Source organism: Alcaligenes parafaecalis, assembly GCF_026344135.1.
Classification (GTDB): domain Bacteria; phylum Pseudomonadota; class Gammaproteobacteria; order Burkholderiales; family Burkholderiaceae_B; genus Alcaligenes; species Alcaligenes parafaecalis.
Window position 1 is genome coordinate 248,827 of the sequence record NZ_JAPKNA010000006.1, and the last position, 20,490, is coordinate 269,316.

17 protein-coding genes are annotated in these 20,490 nt (G+C 56.1%); 9 read left to right on the forward strand and 8 right to left on the reverse strand.

Features of this window, described 5'->3' with window-relative positions; translation table 11 throughout:
- The gene (locus OSH09_RS17365) at positions 1–1,296 is read right to left on the reverse strand and encodes a serine hydroxymethyltransferase (protein WP_266121696.1); all 1,296 of its coding nucleotides are present in this window, start codon (positions 1,294–1,296) and stop codon (positions 1–3) included.
- Positions 1,297–1,964: 668 nt separating this feature from the next.
- Here OSH09_RS17365 and OSH09_RS17370 point away from each other — a divergent pair.
- The 5 genes from OSH09_RS17370 to OSH09_RS17390 all read left to right on the forward strand — a co-directional run bounded on the left by OSH09_RS17370 (position 1,965) and on the right by OSH09_RS17390 (position 7,665).
- A complete protein-coding gene (locus OSH09_RS17370; protein WP_207875549.1) occupies positions 1,965–2,918 on the forward strand; it encodes a diiron oxygenase in 954 nt (317 codons plus the stop codon).
- Complete coding sequence (locus OSH09_RS17375) at positions 2,915–3,967, forward strand: 2Fe-2S iron-sulfur cluster-binding protein (RefSeq protein WP_266121697.1); 1,053 nt, start codon at positions 2,915–2,917, stop codon at positions 3,965–3,967. Before OSH09_RS17370 ends, OSH09_RS17375 begins: the two co-directional genes overlap by 4 nt.
- Before the next feature lie 32 nt (positions 3,968–3,999).
- Positions 4,000–4,722 (forward strand): glutamine amidotransferase, encoded by a 723-nt coding sequence (locus tag OSH09_RS17380; protein WP_266121698.1) that lies wholly within the window; start codon positions 4,000–4,002, stop codon positions 4,720–4,722.
- The gene (pdxK, locus tag OSH09_RS17385; protein ID WP_266121699.1) at positions 4,719–5,585 is read left to right on the forward strand and encodes a pyridoxine/pyridoxal/pyridoxamine kinase; all 867 of its coding nucleotides are present in this window, start codon (positions 4,719–4,721) and stop codon (positions 5,583–5,585) included. Before OSH09_RS17380 ends, pdxK begins: the two co-directional genes overlap by 4 nt.
- 85 nt (positions 5,586–5,670) lie before the next feature.
- Complete coding sequence (locus tag OSH09_RS17390) at positions 5,671–7,665, forward strand: BCCT family transporter (RefSeq protein ID WP_266121700.1); 1,995 nt, start codon at positions 5,671–5,673, stop codon at positions 7,663–7,665.
- Here the strand turns inward: OSH09_RS17390 and soxR are convergent.
- Complete coding sequence (soxR, locus tag OSH09_RS17395) at positions 7,662–8,138, reverse strand: redox-sensitive transcriptional activator SoxR (RefSeq protein ID WP_266121701.1); 477 nt, start codon at positions 8,136–8,138, stop codon at positions 7,662–7,664. The genes OSH09_RS17390 and soxR overlap by 4 nt on opposite strands.
- A gap of 282 nt (positions 8,139–8,420) precedes the next feature.
- On the opposite strand from soxR, the gene OSH09_RS17400 reads away from it, so the two are divergent.
- Genes OSH09_RS17400 through OSH09_RS17410 form a run of 3 tightly spaced genes read left to right on the forward strand, consistent with a single transcriptional unit; the run spans position 8,421 to position 14,040 of the window.
- Positions 8,421–9,494 (forward strand): efflux RND transporter periplasmic adaptor subunit, encoded by a 1,074-nt coding sequence (locus OSH09_RS17400; RefSeq protein WP_266121702.1) that lies wholly within the window; start codon positions 8,421–8,423, stop codon positions 9,492–9,494.
- The gene (locus tag OSH09_RS17405; RefSeq protein WP_266121703.1) at positions 9,491–12,607 is read left to right on the forward strand and encodes a MexW/MexI family multidrug efflux RND transporter permease subunit; all 3,117 of its coding nucleotides are present in this window, start codon (positions 9,491–9,493) and stop codon (positions 12,605–12,607) included. The genes OSH09_RS17400 and OSH09_RS17405 overlap by 4 nt, the downstream gene beginning before the upstream one ends.
- Before the next feature lie 32 nt (positions 12,608–12,639).
- Positions 12,640–14,040: an efflux transporter outer membrane subunit gene (locus OSH09_RS17410; RefSeq protein WP_266121704.1), complete on the forward strand. Its 1,401-nt coding sequence runs from the start codon at positions 12,640–12,642 to the stop codon at positions 14,038–14,040.
- A gap of 2 nt (positions 14,041–14,042) precedes the next feature.
- On the opposite strand, the gene OSH09_RS17415 is transcribed toward OSH09_RS17410, so the two are convergent.
- The 4 genes from OSH09_RS17415 to OSH09_RS17430 form a co-directional block, all read right to left on the reverse strand.
- Positions 14,043–14,471, reverse strand: a complete 429-nt coding sequence (locus OSH09_RS17415) for a hypothetical protein (RefSeq protein ID WP_266121705.1) — start codon at positions 14,469–14,471, stop codon at positions 14,043–14,045.
- A 51-nt stretch (positions 14,472–14,522) separates the two neighbouring features.
- Positions 14,523–15,212, reverse strand: coding sequence for an ANTAR domain-containing response regulator (locus OSH09_RS17420; protein WP_266121706.1), 690 nt, complete (start codon positions 15,210–15,212; stop codon positions 14,523–14,525).
- A gap of 3 nt (positions 15,213–15,215) precedes the next feature.
- A complete protein-coding gene (locus tag OSH09_RS17425; RefSeq protein ID WP_266121707.1) occupies positions 15,216–16,370 on the reverse strand; it encodes a transporter substrate-binding domain-containing protein in 1,155 nt (384 codons plus the stop codon).
- A gap of 132 nt (positions 16,371–16,502) precedes the next feature.
- On the reverse strand, positions 16,503–16,985 hold the full coding sequence (locus OSH09_RS17430; RefSeq protein WP_266121708.1) for an AmiS/UreI family transporter: 483 nt from the start codon (positions 16,983–16,985) through the stop codon (positions 16,503–16,505).
- A 683-nt stretch (positions 16,986–17,668) separates the two neighbouring features.
- Here OSH09_RS17430 and OSH09_RS17435 point away from each other — a divergent pair.
- Positions 17,669–18,529: a DMT family transporter gene (locus tag OSH09_RS17435; RefSeq protein WP_266121709.1), complete on the forward strand. Its 861-nt coding sequence runs from the start codon at positions 17,669–17,671 to the stop codon at positions 18,527–18,529.
- Between the two features lie 765 nt (positions 18,530–19,294).
- Here the strand turns inward: OSH09_RS17435 and OSH09_RS17440 are convergent.
- Both OSH09_RS17440 and OSH09_RS17445 read right to left on the reverse strand, forming a co-directional pair.
- Positions 19,295–19,885 carry a c-type cytochrome gene (locus tag OSH09_RS17440; protein WP_266121710.1) on the reverse strand — a complete coding sequence of 197 codons (591 nt, stop codon included), beginning with the start codon at positions 19,883–19,885 and terminating at the stop codon, positions 19,295–19,297.
- Positions 19,882–20,490, reverse strand: a complete 609-nt coding sequence (locus OSH09_RS17445) for a cbb3-type cytochrome c oxidase subunit II (RefSeq protein WP_207875563.1) — start codon at positions 20,488–20,490, stop codon at positions 19,882–19,884. Before OSH09_RS17445 ends, OSH09_RS17440 begins: the two co-directional genes overlap by 4 nt.

The following is a 20,490-nucleotide window of genomic DNA, read 5'->3' on the forward strand; positions in this document are numbered from 1 at the left end:
TCAGTACATCAAGGGGTATCGCCGGTTCAGGTCGGTGACCCCTTCCAGAATGGCATTTTCGGTTCGTGGATTGCGCGCCCCACTGCGCACCCCACCCAGCAAAGCCAAAATCATGTCGCCAATTTCCTTGAAGTCGTCTTCGCCCAAACCGCGAGTCGTACAGGCAGCACTTCCTACGCGGATACCGGAGTAAGCACCACTTATTTGCTCGTAAGGCACCCGGTGTTTGCTAAGGCTGATGCCTAGCTGGGTTAATACCCGCTCCACCAAGGGGCCGGACAACTCCCAGGGGCGCAAATCCACCACCCCAAAATGACAATCCGTCCCGCCTGACACCACGGTCAACCCCCCTTCAGACAGACGTCGGCACAGACTGCGAGCATTAACAATAACGGACTGGGCGTAGGCTTTATAAGACGGGCTCATGGCTTCACCCAACGCCACCGCTTTGGCCGCCATGATGTTCAGCAAAGGTCCACCTTGCAGCCCTGGATACACAGCCTGATTCAAGCGCTCTGCCAGCTTGGGCTCGTTGCACAAGATAATGCCGCCACGCGGGCCCCGTAAGGTCCCATGTGTGGAAAACGTAGTGACGTGCGCATGTTTGACTGGCGACTCCATCAGGCCCGCCGCAACCAGCCCGGCGCTATGGGCCAAATCCACCATCAGGTACGCGTTGACCTCGTTGGCGATTTGCCGGAATTCTGCAAAATTGGGCGTGCGTGAGTAGGACGAGCCCCCGGCAATAATCAGCCGTGGGCGCTCCTTGTGGGCCAAGGCGCGCACCTGATCCATGTCTACCCATTGCGTTTGGCGATCCACCCCATAGGAGCAGGTCTGAAACCAACGCCCCGACACATTGAAGTGCGAGCCGTGGCTAAGATGGCCACCCGCACATTGATCCAAGGACAGGATCGTGTCACCTGGCGAGAGCAAGGCCAGGTACACCGCCAGATTGGCCTGACTACCCGAATGAGCCTGCACATTCGCATAGGCCGCCTCAAAGACAGACTTGGCCCGTTCAATAGCCAGCTCTTCAGTCTGATCTGCCTGTTCGCACCCGCCGTAAATCCGGTGTCCCGGATAGCCTTGCGCCTGCTTGTTGCTCAGCAGGGAACCCTGTACATCCAGGACAGCACGGCTCAGGTAATTCTCGGAAGCGATCAGCTCAATGGTGTGTTGTTGACGACGCCGCTCGGCTTCGATGATGTCCCAAAGATTGCGATCGCTTTGCTGTAGAAATTGCGAACCCACCAGAGGCAGGTGGGGGGTGTCGCCACCGGCAAGACTCTTCATGGGAGTTCCTGTTTAGATATTGGCCGCTTCAAGGTCGTGGCCATTATTCAGGCACGAAGCAAAAGCGCGGCCCTTGGCCTGACGATTCCAAGGGCGAAAGATAAACATCCTATTCTGTTTATCGCCCTATCAAACAGTCCATTAAAAGTTAATTCACCAGACCACTTTTAATTATTGTTATTTGAATAAATATTCAAAGCATAAAACAATCAAAACCCGCTAAAACACAGGGCGAAAGCCAATTCCGATAAATTCACTCAAGAATTAAAACGGAGATCATAAATTTATTATCAAGTGGTCTGTTAAATGATCTTGAAATGGTCTGTCATTTATTGTCATAGGATCATTAGAATGCAGCCAACGAATACTCAACACCCATACTTCTAAACGCTCAAGCAGATTATCACTTTTTTCAATCTGCAAACGAAAAAAACATCCCCAGTTTTCCCATGACTACAGGAAACGCCATTGCTTTAACGGCAGTTCAACCACGCTGATCCCCCAAGCCTCAAGAAACCCGGCAACGGGGTTTTTTTGGTCCTTATTCTACGAAATCAGCACATTCTTTTAAGCCTGCGAATTTCCATTTGGAAATAAAGATGGGTGGAATAACGAAACGATCTGTTCATTTCGAACAGATCGCACTCAACACAGCAAGGAAGTTTGAAATGACAATCAAAAGCTACGAAACTGATGACGCCGTACGTAATATGCTGCAAAAGCTGTCTGTACTCTGGAAAAACCGGGCTGCCGTTAATCAGGAATTGCCTGATTACAACAATCTGGCTTTCGATGCCAACAAAGCAGACTTCAGCGAATGCTTATTGCCATTTCGCGAGCACCAGGCTTGGCTGGAAGCTCCTGAAGAATTGAAATCGCAATGCTTGTCCTACGCCTGGGGGATTTACAACCTCAAGACCATTTACGTTGAGTGCAACGTGGTCACGCCTTCCTGCGAAGACATCATCAAGACGCCACCACCCAGTGCCAACCGCAATTTGCTGCAAGACGTGATGTCCCAGGCCTTGCTGGACGAAGCCCTGCACACTCGCATGTCGATTATGGCCTGCAACTACATCTACTCCATGCGTGGCCTGCAGCCCCTGGACTTCACCAACTTCAACCTGGTGCAGTGGCGCAATGAAATCCTGAGCCACTGCGGTTCGGAATCCGAGCGTCGCCTGACCCGCTTTGCGATTGCCTGCGCCTCCGAGACCCTGATTACCGACTATCTGAAGACCATGGCCGAGGACAAGAGCATCCAGACCGTGTGCCATGAAGTCACCCGCACCCATGCCATGGACGAGTGGAGCCATTCCAGCGTGTTCAGCTTTGTGGCCTCTGACATCATTCACGGCCTGAGCCAGAAAGAGCGCGAGCATATGCGTGCCGTTATTTTGCGCACCGTAGAAATGTTTGCCAACAATGAAATGGGCGCCTGGGAAAAAGTGTTCTCCATGGTGAACTTCCCCAATGCCCGCGACATTTTGCACGACACGGGCGACTCCAACGAAATTGGTGTGTACACCGGTTCGGTAGAAAGCCTGATCGAGCGCATTGGCCTGAACAGCAAATCCGGCAAGGCCCAGCCTGAAGCCGAGCAACAGGAGGCGCTGCAATGACAGCCATGATTCAGGCGCGCTGCGAGACCGTTCGCCCAGAGGCCGGGAATGTCAAAGTTTTCACCTTGCGCGTGCAAAGTGGCCACTTTGATTTCCTGCAGGGCCTGCAGGCGGGCAAGCATGTCGCCCTGAGCTACCCCGATACCGGCGGCACTCTTCAACAGCGTATGTATTCGATCACTCGTATGGCCGATCCAGACCTGATTGAAATTGCCGTTAAAGGATCGGGCCGCAATAGCGTCTCCGATCACTTGCACGCCACCTTGCGCGAGGGCATGAATGTGCCCCTGCAATATGTGGCGGGTGATATCTCGGTGGACTCTATTGTGGGTTACGAGCGTATCGCCATGATCGCAGGCGGCATTGGCATTACCCTGCCTATTGCCTTGCTGCGAGAACTGGCGGCGCGAGCCCAGGACGGCTTGCCAGTACCACAAGTACATTTGCTGCTCAGTATTGCCCGTATTGCCGACATTCCCTTTCTGCACGAACTGCTGCAACTGGATCTGACCAGTAGCTGGTTCACGCTGACCGTGTTTGTCACGCAGGAAAAAATCCGCGATAGCGCTCATTTCAAAGTGGGTCGCCCCTCTTTTGAAAACCTGGAGCTCTTGAAGGACCCGCAGGCGGTGGTGATTTGTGGCAGCCACGGCTTTGCCCAGGCGCTGCGCGAATACACCATTCAGGCGCACCCCATCTCGCATATGTTGATCGAGGCCTTTTCCCCGCCTGCCAAGTCCGGCGTGGAAATCCTGCCTGAAGCAGGCAGCGCTCCTTTGCAGATCAATGTACGTACAACGGGGCAAACGCTGTCGCCCGAACCGGGCAGCAGCTTGCTGGAAATGCTGGAAGCGGGCGATGTGCCTATCCGCAGCCAGTGCCGTTCGGGTATTTGCGGTGCGTGCCGGGTCCAGATCTCGGATGGCGAATACCGTTCCGAGCCGGACTTTTGCCTGAGCGATCAGGACAAAGCCCAGGGCCATGCGCTGGCGTGTTGCACCTTCCCCCTATCCGGTGCCATTAATGTAGACATCGGTACCACGAGCTGACATCCTTACCCTCTGGATTGAAAGAAACCCTTATGAAGAAAGTCATCGCACTGCGTCATATCCATTTTGAAGACTTGGGCACACTGGAACCCGTTCTGCTCGAACAGGGCTACCAAGTTCAATACATTGACCCTTCCGTCGAGTCACTACGCCACGTAGATGAACAGGACGCTGACCTGCTGGTTGTATTGGGCGGGCCTATCGGCGCCTACGACGAAAAGATTTACCCTTTCCTAAGCGATGAGCTGGAACTGATCAACAAGTTCTTGCTGGCTGGCAAACCCTTGCTGGGTGTTTGTCTGGGCGCACAATTGATTGCGCGCGCCCTGGGAGCCAATGTGTACCCTCTGGGTGTCAAAGAAATTGGTTTTTCCCCCTTGAAACTGAGCGAAGCGGGCAAAGAATCGCCCCTGGCCGCCCTAAGCGGCATTCCGGTGCTGCACTGGCACGGGGATCAGTTCGATATCCCGGACGGCGCCATTCACCTGGCCAGTACCGATGTGGGTCCGAACCAGGCTTTCTCTTTTGGCACACAGGTGTTGGGCCTGCAATTTCACCTGGAAGCTGACACCAGCAAACTGGAACGCTGGCTGGTGGGCCATGCTAACGAACTGGGCCAAGCCGATATCGATCCGCAAATGCTGCGTCTGGAAGCCATGGCGGTCCAAAAACGCCTGCACGCCGCCGCCGCAACCGTGCTGACTAGCTGGCTCAGTCAACTTAAACAAACCGATAAGGCCGATTGCGCTGCATGAACACAGCAGTAAGCTTCGTTGACCGGGAACGACATCCCTACCATGTGGATGTCGTTTCCATTCAGTCCCAAGTCGTCTACGGTCGGGTTGGCAACAATGTTGCTGGCCCGACCTTGCGTAGACACGGATTTAAAGTCGCTGCCGTTCCTACCGTGTTGCTCAGCAACAACCCGCAATATCCCACGGTGCATGGCGGTGCCGTACCCGACGAATGGCTGGAAGGCTTTCTGGACGACCTGGTGTTACGGGGCGCGCTGGACAAGGTACGGGCTGTCCTGGTGGGATATCTGGGCAGCGCGAACCAGGCTGTCATCATTGCAAACTGGTTGAAAACGCTGTTACTGCAACACCCGGATATCCTGGTTATTGTGGACCCGGTCATTGGTGATCTGGATGTAGGGGTCTATGTCGATCCGGCCCTGATCCAGACCTATCACAAAACCCTGCTGCCCCTGGCCACTGGCCTGACACCCAATAATTACGAACTGTCCCTGCTGACCCAACAGCCTTGCGACACCGTTGAAGCCAGCTCGGCTGCCGCGCACACCTTGCTCAATGGCCGTACCGAATGGGTCATTGCCACCAGTGCCGCCCCCGAGTCCTGGCAGGATGGCCAGATCAAATTATTAATGGCCCGCAAAGAGCCACGCGCCGACACCTTGCTTAGCCATCCCCGCGTGGATTGTGCTGCCAAAGGCACGGGTGACCTGTTTGCTTCCACCTTGCTGGCCCACCTGATTTTGGGCGCAGACCTGCATTCTGCGGTGCATACAGCCAGTGCCAGTGTCTTGCATCAATTGGAATTAACGCGTCAGGCCGGGCATCAGGAATTGATTTTGCCCATAGATCCTTTCCGAGCCTGAGCAAATATTTCCTAATCTAACAAACCTTTCAACAGGCGGCCGTTCTCGTTAAGCTGTGCGCTCTTAGTTACAAACGGAGCATGACATGGGGCTGCCTTTTAAAAGCACGCTACATCCACGGGTGTTCTGGGGATCTACCTTTATCGTCCTGATCTTCTTGCTGATCGGGATCATTTTCCCTAAAGATGCCGCACTTATTTTTGAACAGTTACAAAACTGGGTCATCAAAAGTTTCGGCTGGTTCTATATCCTGGCTGTTGCCCTCTTTTTCTTTGCCGTCGTCTATCTGGCCTTAAGCCGCTATGGCAATTTGAAACTAGGGCCGGATGATTCAGAGCCTGACTACCCGTATCTCACCTGGATGGCGATGCTATTTGCCGCCGGTATGGGCATTGGCTTGATGTTCTTTGCCGTGGCCGAGCCACTGCAACACTTCTCTGCCCCGCCTTCGGGTCTGGCCAGCACAGTGGAAGCCGCCCACCAGGCGCAGATCATCACCTTCTTTCACTGGGGCGTTCATGCCTGGGCCGTCTATGCGGTCGTGGGTTTATCGCTGGCGTATTTCTGCTTTCGCTACAACCTGCCTTTAACGATTCGTTCGGGTCTTTATCCCTTATTTGGCAAACGCATCGAAGGCTGGATTGGCGATAGCGTCGATATTTTCGCCGTTTGCGGCACGTTATTTGGCATTGCCACTTCCATGGGTTTGGGCGTGCTTCAAATCAATGCCGGTCTGGAGCATTTATTTGGCTGGCCCCAGGAAACCTGGCTGCAAATTATTTTGATTGTGGTCGTGACCGCGTTGGCAACGCTGTCCGTGGTCAGTGGATTGGACGTCGGTATTCGCCGCCTGTCCGAACTGAATTTGCTGGTTGCTATTGCCTTGATGCTGTTTGTGCTCGCCGTGGGGCCAACCGCCTTTTTGATGAATGCTTTTGTACAGAATATCGGCGGTTATCTCGATAACTTCTTTGCACGTTCATTTAGTACACAAGCGTTCCGCGGGCAAAGCTGGATGAAAGCCTGGACCTTGTTTTACTGGGCCTGGTGGATTGCGTGGTCGCCTTTTGTCGGCATGTTTATTGCCCGCATCTCGCGTGGCCGCACAGTACGTGAGTTTGTGCTGGGTGTCTTGCTGGTGCCCACGGTCTTTACCTTCTTCTGGATGACTGTATTTGGCAACACCGCCATCTTCCTGGACATGACGGTAGCCGGGGGTCAGCTTGCACAGGATGCGGCAGCCAACGCCTCTGTCGCGCTGTTCGAGTTCCTGGAATACCTGCCCTGGTCCAATGTGACCTCGACCCTGGCGATTATTCTGGTTGCTATCTTCTTTGTGACCTCGGCCGACTCGGGTTCGCTAGTAATCGATACGCTGGCTGCCGGTGGTGTGGAAGACGCTCCCGTCTGGCAACGTATCTACTGGTGCACACTGGAAGGCACCACCGCTTCGCTGCTCTTGCTGGCCGGTGGCCTGACCGCCTTGCAGACTGTCACGCTGGTCAGTGCCCTGCCCTTTGCCATCATCATGTTCTTGCTGATACTGGGGCTGTTCAAGGGCATGAAAGCGGATATGTCACGCCTGCGCCGTCAACAGGGTCCTGCCTCCGGGCCTGCCCCGGGTTCGGAAATATCCTGGCGTCGACGCCTGTCGACCATTCTGCATACGCCGAATCAGCGTGATGCACGTCGCTTCCTGGCCGATACCGTCCTGCCTTCCTTGCAAGCCGTGGCCGATGAGCTGGGCAAGCGCGACTTGAATGTCAGCCTGGACACAGGCGAGCAAGACAAGGCTCAACTGACCATCCAGGCCGATAACCAACGCAACTTTGTCTATGGCGTGGAACTGAGCGCACGCCGTGTCGCCAGCTTTACGGCGGCCGCTGCCCGCAATGAGCAGACGCGCCCCCACGAATGGCAAGTGCGCACGGTGTTTGCTGATGGCAGTCGGGGTTATGACCTGATGGGCTTGTCGTCCAGCCAGGTTATTAACGACATCCTGAACCACTTCGAGCGCTATCAGGCCCTGGTGACCTCCGAGGCCACCGCACTCTACGCACAGTCGCCTGACCCGACCTAAGCCTCTGATCCGGCCTCCAGTTTTCGTTCCAAAATCTGGGGGCCGGGCCCTTGCTGGCCCAGAATATCGGCTGGGTTACGCAAGGGGCATTCACTCATCGACAAGCACCCACAGCCAATACAGTGGGTCAGCTCATCACGCAGCCGCGTCAACTGTTCAATACGATCATTCAGCTTGTCTTGCCAGCGACTGGACATGGCCCGCCATTGCTTGCTCGATGGCTTGCTCCCCGGTGGCAAACCACTCAGAGCCTCATGAATTTCCTCTAGCGGAATCCCCGTGCGTTGCGCCACTTTGATGATCGCAATGTAGCGCAAGACCACCGATTCAAAACGGCGCTGGTTGCCACTGTTTCGGGTACTGGCGATCAAGCCCTTGGATTCATAAAAATGCACGGTCGACACAGGCACACCGCTGCGTTTAGCCACTTCCCCCACCGTCAATACACGACTGTAATCCGCTGTTTTTGCCATCTTGCCACCCCTTGACCTCAAGTTAACTTGAGGTTTTATAGTCCAGGTACCTAATTAAGGCAAGCCGTGTTGGCTGCCCCCTTTGTTGTCACAGGAACCTGCCATGCCTCCCCTCATTTGGATTATGTTTGCCGGACCGTTGTCATGGTTGCGGCAATCCCTGCTTGTGTCAGCCACGTACTTCAAACCCGAAGACTGGTCACAAAGTGATCAACGATTCGGCTGGACTCTCCCGAACAAACTGCCTCTGTGGCCTTCCTCCGTACAGGGAGGGCAAGCAGCATGAGTTCGCGTCGTACATGGATCATGATTCCCGTTTTGGCCGGCGTATTGGCCCTGGGCTGGCGTTTGCTGCCCGCCTCACAAGAAGCACAGGCTGGTGGCGCCTACCCACCCGCCGTCGTCGAGCTATCAAATGTAGAGTCTCAAACTGCTCCCCGTCTTTTACATGCGGTGGGAGCATTGGAAGCCTGGCAACAAGTGCTGCTAAGCGCAGAAACCAGCGGCCGCATTCGCAAGATAGATTTCACCTCCGGACAGGCGGTCAAGGCGGGCCAGCCACTGCTTGTGTTGAATGACGAACTGGAACAAGCCAGCGTGCGTCGGGAGCAAGCACAGGTCAAACAGGCGGCCATTCAATTGACCCGCGTGCGCAAATTGAAAGAACAGCAAGCCGCTACCCAGGAACAGTTGGATCAGGCCCAGGCCGATCACGCCGTGGCTCAAGCCCAACTGCAATACCAGCGCGCTGAGCTGGCCTTGAAGCAGATCAACGCCCCTTTCGCAGGCCGTATCGGTATCACCAGCCTGCACCAGGGCCACTATCTGCAGCCAGGCCAAACCATTGCCAGCCTGGTTGATGACAGCCAGTTGCGCGTCAACCTGACCGTGCCCGAGCACAGTTTGCGTGACCTGAATGTGGGCCAGACCTTGCAGATACAGGTAGATGCCTGGCCCGAAGAAACCTTCGAGGCCAAGATCAGTGCGATTGACCCCTTGATTGGAGACTCGCGCAGCGTTCGCCTGCAAGCCGTGCTCAACAACCCGGAACACCGTTTGCAGGCGGGTATGTATGCCCGCGCACAATTAAAGCGCCCGGCCGAAGCCCCCGTGCTGACCGTACCTGAAACCGCACTGACCTATACCGCTTACGGGCAAACCGTATTCGTTGCTACCCCTCAGGACCAGGGCTTGTGGCAAGTGCGTCGCGTATCGGTGCAAACCGGCGAAGCCTGGGATGAGCGTGTCGAAATTACCGATGGGCTAAAAGCAGGCGATACCGTTGTCAGCGCCGGTCAGATCAAGATTCAGGACGGCTCCACCGTGCAGACCGCCAAGGATAAGGAGCCCGTATGAACACCACCTCCCGTCCCGGCTTTACCGACTTGTTCGTTCGTCGGCCGGTACTTGCCCTGGTGGTCAGCGCCCTGCTCCTGATGCTGGGTCTGTTTTCCCTGGACAAGCTGCCCATCCGGCAGTATCCCCTGCTGGAAAACTCCACCATCACGATTACCACCGAGTACCCCGGCGCCTCTGCACAACTGATGCAAGGCTTTGTGACCCAGCCCATCGCCCAGGCTCTGGCCTCGGTGGAAGGGGTGGACTATCTCTCCTCCAACTCCGTGCAAAGCCGCAGTGTCGTGACCTTGCGCATGGAACTGAACCGCGACTCTACCCAGGCCCTGACCGAAGTCATGAGCAAAGTCAGCCAGGTGCGTTATCGCCTGCCTGAAGGTGCCTACGACCCGGTGGTGGAGCGTTCCTCCGGGGACTCCACGGCGGTGGCCTATGTCGGTTTTTCCACCACGTCGATCTCCATCCCGGAGTTGAATGACTACTTGTCCCGCGTGGTCGAACCCATGTTCTCCACCATTGACGGCGTGGCGAAAATCCAGACCTTTGGTGGTCAGAAGCTGGCCATGCGTCTATGGCTGGATTCGGACCGCATGGCCGGTTATCAACTGACAGCCGCCGATATCGCCCAGGCCGTGCGAGCCAATAACTATCAGGCCGCCCCCGGCATGGTCAAAGGCCAGCATGTACTGAGCAATATTCAGCTCAATTCAGACCTGACCAGCGTGGCCGAATTCCAGGACCTGATTGTGCGTGAAGACGGCACGTCCCTGGTACGACTGCGCGATGTGGGCAAAGTGGAACTGGGTGCGGCGGCGACCGAAACCAGCGCCTTGATGGATGGCCTGCCCGCGATTCACCTGGGTTTGTTCCCCACCCCTGGCGGCAACCCCTTGCGCATTGTGGAAGGCATTCGTGATCGCCTGCCCGCTATTGAAGCCACCCTGCCACCCGGTGTTGAAGTGGCTCTGGCCTTTGAAACCGCCCGCTTTATTCAAGCCTCAATTGATGAGGTGCTCAAGACCCTGACCGAAGCCATGATTATCGTGGTGCTGGTCATTTACCTGTGCCTGGGCTCCTTCCGCAGTGTGCTGATTCCCCTGGCTACCATTCCCCTGTCCATGTTGGGTGCGGCCGCATTGATGCTGGCCTTTGGCTTCAGTATCAACTTGCTGACATTGCTGGCCATGGTACTGGCGATCGGGCTGGTGGTGGACGATGCGATTGTGGTGGTTGAAAACGTGCACCGTCACATTGCCGCCGGACGCTCACCCGTGGTGGCGGCCTTGCTGGGCGCACGGGAAGTGGCGGGACCTGTTATCGCCATGACCCTGACCCTGGCCGCCGTCTATGCACCGATTGGCCTGATGGGCGGCCTGACCGGAGCGCTCTTCAAAGAGTTTGCCCTGACGCTGGCCGGTGCCGTGCTGGTGTCCGGTGTGGTGGCCCTGACCTTGTCCCCGGTGATGAGCTCTTTGCTGCTGCCCTCTCAGCAAGATGAAGGTCGCATGGCCCATCTGGCCGAGAGCTTCTTCGGTGGTTTGTCTGCCCGCTATGGCCGCTTGCTGGCCCGGTCCTTGCGTCACCGCTGGCTTACCGGCGCTATGGCCCTGCTGGTCTTTATCAGCCTGCCTGTGCTCTATCAAATGACACACAGCGAACTGGCACCGATTGAAGATCAGGCCAGCGTGCTGACGGCCGTGAAAGCCCCACAGAACGCCAACCTGGCCTATGCCGAGCGCGACGGCAAGCTGCTAGACGATACCTATCGTGACGTAGCCGAAACCGAGAGCACCTGGCTGATTGTGGGCACAGACGGCCCGGCCGCCAGCTTTGGCGGGATCAACCTGAAAGACTGGAGCAAGCGCGAGCGCGATGCCAGCGCCGTACAAGGTGAGCTGCAAGGACGCGTCAGCAGCATTCCCGGCAGCAGTATCTTCGCCTTCCAGCTCGCCCCCTTGCCCGGCTCCAGCGGCGGTCTGCCCGTCCAACTGGTGCTGCGCAGTCCCGGCGACTACCGCACGGTGTACGACACCATGGAATGGGTCAAACAGCAGGCGCGTGAAAGCGGATTGTTTGTGGTGGTGGACAGTGATCTGGATTACAACAAGCCCGTTTCCCGCGTCGAGATCGACCGCAGCAAAGCGGCCAGCATGGGCATCAGCCTGCGTGATATTGCAGACTCCCTGGCTGTGCTGGTGGGCGAAAACTACCTGAACCGCTTCTCGCTGGATGGTCGCTCGTATGACGTGATTCCGCAAAGCCAGCGCGAACTGCGCCTGACCGCCCAGGCTCTGACCCGCCAGTTTGTACGCAGTGCCAATGGCGAGCTGGTGCCTTTGTCGACCATGGTCCAGATTCACAGCGAAGTGGAACCGAACAGCCTGCGCCAATTCAATCAGCAGAACTCGGCCACCTTGCAAGCCATTCCTGCGCCCGGCGTCACCCTGGGCCAGGCCGTTGCCTATCTGGATGAGGTCGCCAGCCAATTGCCCGCCGGTTTTACCCATGACTGGCAATCCGAATCGCGCCAGTTCACGCAGGAAAGCCAGTCTCTGGTGTGGGCCTTCCTGGCCGCATTAGTAGTGATTTATCTGGTACTGGCCGCGCAATATGAAAGCCTGGTGGACCCCATCATCATTCTGGTCACCGTCCCCTTGTCCTTATGCGGCGCACTGCTGCCTCTGGCGCTAGGATTGGGCACGCTCAATATCTATACCCAGATTGGCTTGCTGACCCTGGTGGGGCTAATCAGCAAACATGGCATCCTGATGGTGGAATTTGCCAATGAGCTGCAATTCAAAGAGGGGCTGAAAAAACCTGAAGCCATCTTGCAAGCGGCCCGTATCCGTTTACGTCCTGTACTGATGACAACCGGGGCCATGGTCTTTGGTCTGGTGCCGCTCCTGTTTGCCTCGGGCGCGGGTGCCAGCAGCCGCTTTGGCCTGGGCGTGGTGCTGGTATCGGGCATGTTGATCGGCACCGTCTTCACCTTATTCATCCTGCCTACTTTGTATACCTTGCTGGCGCGTGATCACGCCCATCAAGCAGACACCCCGCGGGCGCGCGACCTGGCTCAGGCCCTGCGCCCTTCGACTGGAGAACACGCATCATGACGCCACATGCTTTATCAAACAGGCTCGTCCCTGTGGCACGTGCTTTGCGACTGGTGATCCCCAGCCTGATCCTGAGCGGCTGCGCCGTGGGACTGGATACCTCCATTCCCACCGCCCCGACCTTGGCCCAAAGCAACTGGAACAGTCAGTTTGCACAAGCCCCTGAGCAGCGCGAAAACTGGTGGACCTTGCTTCAAGACCCCCAGTTGGACGCCTTGATTGCCAAGGCTCTGGATCACAATCTGGATATTGCCCAGGCACAAGCCCGCTGGCGGGCCTCCCGCGCCCTGATCGACGAGCGCCAGCATGACAGGCTGCCCGCAGTCACTGCCCAGGCCAGCTACAACCGTAGCGGCGCACAATTTACCGCGCCAGACGGCTCCATTGATCACGGCATTACCGAGAACTGGCGCTTGGGTATGCAAGCCACTTGGGAGATCGACCTGTTTGGCCGTGTGGAACAACTGGCCCGCTCTGCCCAGGCACGCAGCGAAGCCAGCGCGGATCAACTGGAGCTGACTCGACAGGCGATGGCCGCTGAACTGGCACGCCAATACGTGCAGGCCCAGGGCTTGCAACGGCGCGTGGCCCTGGCAGAGGACGATGTACGAAGCTGGGAACATACCCTCAAACTGGTGCAAGCCGGTGTATCGCTGGGCCGGGAACTGCCCGAGAATCTGGACAATGCCCACGCCGGTCTGGAGCGTGCCAAAACCCTAGTGCCGCAACTGCGCAGCGACCTGGAACTGGCCCGCCTGCGCATTCAGGTCTTGAGCGGTGGCGAAGCCGAAACCATCGATACACCGCTGCCCAGCGCCAAAGCGCCGTTGGCCGCTTCCCTGCCTTTGGGCGATGTAAACGCCATGCTGTTCAACCGGCCTGACGTACGCGCTGCACGACAGGAGATTCTGGCCAGCTCGCACGAAGTCGCCTCAGCCACCGCCGAGCTATACCCCCGTCTGGATCTGGCTGGTTTCATCGGCTTCTTTGCTCTGCGGGGGAGCAACCTGGGTAATGCTGCGCGAGCCTTCGATGTCTCGCCTGCCATGCAATGGCCTGCTCTTCGTTTAGGGCATGCCAAGGCACGCTTGCGAGGCATGGAAGCCGTGGCAGACGAATCACGTCTGCACTATCAGCAAGTCCTGCTACAGGCCCAGGAGGAAATTCAGGGTTCTTTGCAAAGGCTGACGCAACATCAGGAAAGCCTGCTTAGCCTGACACGGGCTGCTTCGCATCTGGAAAATGCTCACACTCGTGCCCTGACGCGCTATGAAGTGGGCGCAGGTGCGTATCAGCAAGTGCTGGAGAATCAACGCAGCCTGAACCAGACCCGGCAAGAGCTGGCAATGGCTGAAACCGGCTCCTACCTGAATGTGATTGCCTTGTATCAGGCCTTGGGTTGGGGAGTGGCAACGCCAAGCATCACTGAGTAATTTCAGACTTGATGGGATTGGGGGTGGTCTGTCTCAAAGATGGACCGCCCCTTTTCTATTTGGGCATCCGTCTGTTGCAGAAACTCGGATAGATTCGCAATCTTGCTTTGCATCAGCCGGTCCAGCAGCTTCCCGCCAAACCACAACAAAGCGCAGCAGAAAAGCGTAATCGGCAATACATACCAACGCAGCCAGGCCGAAGCATCCAGCAACCAACCAAGCACGGTAAAAATCACCACCAAGGTGCAGGCAATCCAGTTATTGCGTTTGGCTTTGAGCAGAAATTTACTCAAGTCCTGGTGACCACGCTCCAGGGTCTCCAATTGCTCGCACAACTGATCACGGTTTTTTTTCAACTGTACCCAGGCCATGCGCTGCTCCGATGTCACAACGAAGTCAGACCGGGTCTGTTCATATTCCTGATGGCTCATTATCTCTACGCTTGGCAGCGGAGTGCTCTAGAAAAACGCTATAAAACCTTGCTAGTTCCCCTGCAAGGACGAACCTTTCTGCCCCAAGGACAGCACTTCACTGGCATTCACAATGGCAATCGAGATATCTTCAATCGTGCTGCGCTTGTTCATGGCCTGCTCGCGAATCAGATCATAGGCCTGATCCTCCGAAACCTGATGGGCACGCATCAAAATCGTCTTGGCTTGCGCCACATGGCGTTGCCCTACTAATTTACTCTGCAACTTGCTGATCAGACGACGTTGCTGACGCAGTTCCTTATGGTATTTACGGGCCAGTACGACGGTAGACAAGAGACCAAAAGAACGAATGGGCGACGGTAAAATCGCCTGTATATTCAGATCCAGCACCGCCGACACAATAGTGGGGTTCTCATAATTGACCACCGCAATAATGGTGGGTGCTTCCTCATCACATACCCAATCCAGGCGCAGGTGCAAAAGATCAGGTTGCACAGCCAGAAAAACCAGATCAGTTCCTGAAGGCAGGTTTTGCGTGGGCGGCCAGATCGTCTGGACCGCACACCCAATACGCTGCAGTTGCTGGGTCAGCAAGCGGCCATCGCTATCGTCCGGGTGCATGACCACCATCGTCAATTGCCGCAGTTCCTTCAACTGTGGCGAAGTGGCATGCGGAAACCGGTTCCGCGCTCGCAGGGGCTTGTTTGCCGGCTCATCACCGTAGGAAGAGGAGTTGGCCACGCTTTATGTCTCCAAAGTATCCAGCTTGGCAGTCCAGTCACCCAGAGAGTGGGTAACCAGATACGGGTCGGGCGAGACGGGGCGTGTTGCTTGCCGCACAATCGTGAATTCGCCATCGGCGTTAATGCGCCCAATCCGGGGGTAGAGCCAAGTGTGGTGATTATCGGGATCAACTTTGATCCGCCCCTGAGGCGCATCCAGCTCACTGCCCAAGAGATAAGGCAACAAGTCCTCGATCGCATCACTGGCCGATTGTCGATACGCATTGGCGAACAAATGCATCTGTGAATAGGCCGCTTCCCAACACAGATTAGGGTGGCAGTCAGCGCCAAAGCGCTTGCGCAAGCTGGCCAGGCAACGCGCATTGACCTCTGACTCTATCGATTGAAAATACGGTGCTGCCGTGAAATGGCCACAGGCAATTTCTGCCCCCATCTGCGCGATCTCTGCCTCCGAGGTCGTCAGGCTGGCAATGGGCATGGTCTGCGGATTAAAGCCTGCATTGGCATACGCGCGATACAGATTGGCCGTGGAATCCCCCACCACCGTAGAAAAGATAAAGTCCGGCTGCTTGTCCCGTATGTCCTGCATGATGCGGCTGTAATCACTTTCACTGGCATCCAGAGGCAGATAGTGCTCGCCCAGCACTTTGCTGTCAGGATGCTGCATCACCAGCTCGCGCATGATGCGGTTGGACTCGTAGGGATAGATATAGTCCGAGCCAATCATGTAGACCCGTGCCCCGAAATTACTGGTCATGAAATGCGCCAGTTGCACGCTGTTCTGATTGGGCGCGGCGCCGGTATAGATCACATTGCCCGAGAACTCGAAGCCTTCGTACAAAGTGGGATAGAACAGCAGCTTGTTCCATTTCTCCACAATTGGGATCACCGCCTTGCGGCTGCTGGACATATAACCGCCAAAAATCACATTGACGCGGTCATGCACAATCAGCCGCTCGGCCTGCTCGGCATAGCATGAGGGCTTGGAAGCCGGGTCGTAGCACACGGCAACCAATTCGCGCCCCAACAGGCCACCGGCCTCGTTGATTTCATCAATCGCCAGTTTGGTCCCCTGCCATTGCGACTGGCCAATGGTAGAGGTCATGCCGGTTGCGGAATAAAGAACGCCGACGCGTACGGGGTCGTTGTGAGCCAAAGTCCATCTCCTGTCTAGCATGGTAGAGGCGCAGGTCGACAGACCTGCCAATAAACACTACGAGCGAGCATCAGGTTACTCCAAAAAACAGCATGACTTCGGCTCCCAAACGACGTTCCATTCTTGCCTTGCTTACCAGGCATCCATCAAGATCATCGTGCCGGGTAACCAGCATGTCAGCGCACCAATCAGGATGGTGTACACGGGCAAGATACGTACTGTGCGACCCAGTCCCAAAGCCAGAAAAAACAGGAACCACAAGCTGGACCACAAGAGCCACATGGTGATCAAGCGTGGATCACCCGCCGTCCAGGCAAAGGCCAGCGCACTGATAGCCACAAACAGGCAATACCAGCCAAAGCCAACGCCCTTCAGGCCATACCACTGCACCACGGCCAGATACAGATACGTAAAGGCAAACAGCAAGCCACCGGCAACGGCAAAGAAATCCGCCATTTGCTCGCCACGCTGCAAGCCCACCAGATTGATGAACAGGGCCAGCAGCCCCACCAGCAAATTAAAGGGGGCAAGGTCCCGACTTTCAATACGTCCAGTCAAACCCACACCATTAACAATCAGCACAGCCCCAATAAAGAAAAGCGCAACACCCAACATGGCATAAGCCTCCAAAACAAGGTGACGATTCCGGCCTGGCTGGCGTCAGGACCCTCCTGGCGCTGCGTGAGCTCTGTGTATCGCAATGGCTTCTTGCTGTTTGGCATTTCCAGATAGTTCGCAACCTAACTATGAGGTCGGACTTATTTCGGGCAAACAAAAAGGCCCAGACGGATTCAAGGGATGAACCAGTCTGGGCCTTTTTGCCCAACATCAACGCTGGCAACATTGGCAGCAGATGTCGTTTCAATTCGGAAATGTTACAGCGATCTGAAATCGCGATCGGTGCAATTCTTACATAGCCCGGTCTCTCGCCTGTACTAGCGATTACCCTAGCGGCTGACTATTGGCGTCCTAAATAAAAATTGTGCTAAAGTAGCCCATCGATTTAACGATCTGATTCTTATTCCATGAACCGCCCCGCATCCTCTTTGCTAAGCACTCTGCCCCTATCGCGGGCCGCGTCGCTGCGGGCGGGCTCTCCTCCTCCTCCATCTGTCTTGCTGATGACTGTCGTCGCCCCGGGCGTCGTCAATCAAGCCGCAGTCGTGTCCGACGTCGTCGTCGACACACGCGTCTACAGCGTCTGCTCCTAAGACTTCGTCTTTTTTTCCCTGCGCTACCGATGCGCCTGGAATGTCTTTGCAGACAAACCTAATTTATTTAGACAGATAAAGAACATCATGATTTCTTCTTCTCGCGCCCAAGCGGGTGCTATTGCTTTGTTCGTGCTGCTATGGGGCAGCGCGGGTATTTTCACGCGTGTGGGTTTGGACCATGGCTCGGTCATGGCCATGCTGATCCTGCGTTTTGCCATCGCCCTGCCTATGGTGATCCTGCTGGGGCACTTCAATGGCGGCTGGCTACCGCCCAAAGGGCAACGTCTGCTGCCCGCAATCAGCGGTTTGCTGATGATCGGGCTGTATTCGTTTTTCTATTTTGAAACCCTGGCACAAGGGATTACGCCGGGTCTGCTGGCCACAATCTTGGGTGTACAGCCGATTCTGACCTTGGCATTGACCGAACGGCGTTTTTCCCTGACTCGTATGGCTGGTTTGGCCTTGTCTTTGACTGGCCTGATTCTGGTGGTTTATCAAAGCCTGATTGTCAGCCGTTTGTCCGTCACGGGTCTGGTGTTTGCAATTGCCGCTTTGCTCAGTATTACGGTGGGGACGATTGTGCAAAAGCGTCAGCCCGTCGGTGCTTTGCAAGGCATGCCTTTGCAGTACTCCTTGTCTCTGGGCTTGTTCATTCTGGTGTCCCTGGGTTTGGGGCAAGAGATTCGCTGGGAAAACACACTAGGCTTTTGGGGGCCGGTGATATGGCTTGGCCTGGTGATTTCCGTGCTGGCTCAGTTGCTGTTGTATCGCATGATTCGCAGCGGGAATCTGGTCAATGTCACTAGCCTATTTTATCTGGTGCCAGTGGTGACAGCGGGATTGGATTTCCTGATTCTGGGGAATACCTTGGCCGCTCGGGCTGGATTGGGACTGGTCGCTATCTTGGCTGGTCTGTGGCTGACTTTACGGAAGAAAGCAGCGTAAGGTGGGTTTTTACCTGCGTTAACACAAGTGAGGCCGGTCTTTGAATGATGAGATCGGTCTCCATGAAGCCACCACTTGGGTCCCTCTGCAGGGACCCAAGTGGTTCACAGTGATGCATATCCACGATTCAAGCCGGTTTGCTTCCAAGATCCAGATGCTCAGAGACAAATCTCAAAGCCCCCTCTAAAAGCCCCTGGTTTACGAGTTCTCGCTACGCTCAATCACAATAGCCTTCCAATTCATCTCAACAACTTAGCCAACAACAAACCCTACCAAGCGCCAAACCGAGGATCGCTACACAGCCCCCCGTCCTCTCTACAACCAGCACTTCCTCCCACCCCAAATCGGTTTTTTTGTATTTCTCCGTTATGAGCCGCTTGGGGGCCGGGTTCAGGGGCTTGGGCGATTCAGACTGCTTGCCGCAGGCGGTGTCTTGATCCGGGGTGCAAGCACTCTGCTGTTTGAGCCCGACGCTTGTGGTTTGTCCGGGGGACAAACCACCGGGCGAGTTCAGAGTGCGCCCGGATCAAGACACCGACAAGGGCACCGATGCGCAGCATCGGCAAGTAGTCAAGCCCAAGCCCCTGAACCCGGCCCCAAGCGGCGTCCCTCACCGAGACGACCAAACAACAAAAAAAGAACCGACATCTCCAACCCTGGGGTCGGGTGAGATATCGGTTCAAAAGCCGGGGGCCTGTTCCCGGCGTGCTACCGTTTCAAAACGTGCTTCTAATTATTGATTCCTTTCAAAAGCATCCCAGCGTCTTACTGCGCTGCAATCCAGTCCTGTAACTCCTGCTCCCCCTGCCAAGGCTGAGTACGCTCCGCACTAGCCGCACGCGCTTCAGCGACAAGTTCAGGAGTAAGCGCCTCTGCCTCATTCCCCCATTCATGGCGAATGAAATTAAACACGGCGGCTAGCTCCGCATCACTGAACTGCTCCGCAAAAGCAGGCATTGCTCCCTGATATTGCTGCCCTTTCACCGTGATAGGCCCGTTAATGCCATGCAGCACTAACTGAGCCAACACCTTGGGCTCGCCCTTCACCCATTCAGAGTCAGCCAAAGGGGGAAACACTCCCGGCAAACCTTGCCCCGTCGCCTGATGGCAGGCCACACAGGCATTGGCATAAAGCTGCTTGCCATCCACAGAGGCACTGGCAGGGGCAGGAGCCAACACAGCCAACGGTCGTTGATCACCCAAGCGGGGAGAGCTATTAGGCTGAGCCGACACGATGTAGTACACCGCCCAGGCCAGCAGCGCCAAAATCACCAGAATCACAACTCGCGGAACCGGGTTGTACTGCTCATGGGGATCGGCGTTCTCGCTTTGACGATTTTGCACAGGCTTGTTCATTCCTCGCGCTCCACGACATCAGCACTCAAGATTGGATAGACGTGCTTGAGCGACTGCAAATACACGACCAGATCCAAGGCCTCCGGACGTGCCACTACCACCTTGCCCTCTGGCGCTACACCCGGCGGCAGGCTGACCACACGCTCATCAGGCTGCACCTGATCCGGGTCTTTGGCTTCAAACAGGAAACGATAAGGAGGCATATTGCTACCTGGCGAATACGCGCGCGGATCGTACAAATGGCCCAGATGCCAATCCTGGCTAGGTTGACGCACGCCAATATTGAACAGATCCGGCCCGGTACGCATGGTGCCCAGCAAAGGCGGATCATCATAGTGATAATCCCCCGCCACAGAGGCGCGTCCCCAGCCACGGCTGGCATCAGCGACACCGGCTCCCGTGGTACTGGGCTGCTGAGTGTGGCAAGTAATACAACCATTGCCCCGATACACCGCCCGGCCACGTACTTCCTGGCTGGTATAGGGCGACAAGCCTTCCGGTGCAGGCTCGTCTTTCAACTGCAGAAAAGGCACCACAATCATGGCGGCCGTGGCCAGGGACAAGGTCACCATGGACCCGATAATCAACTTCAGTTCGTTTTCCAT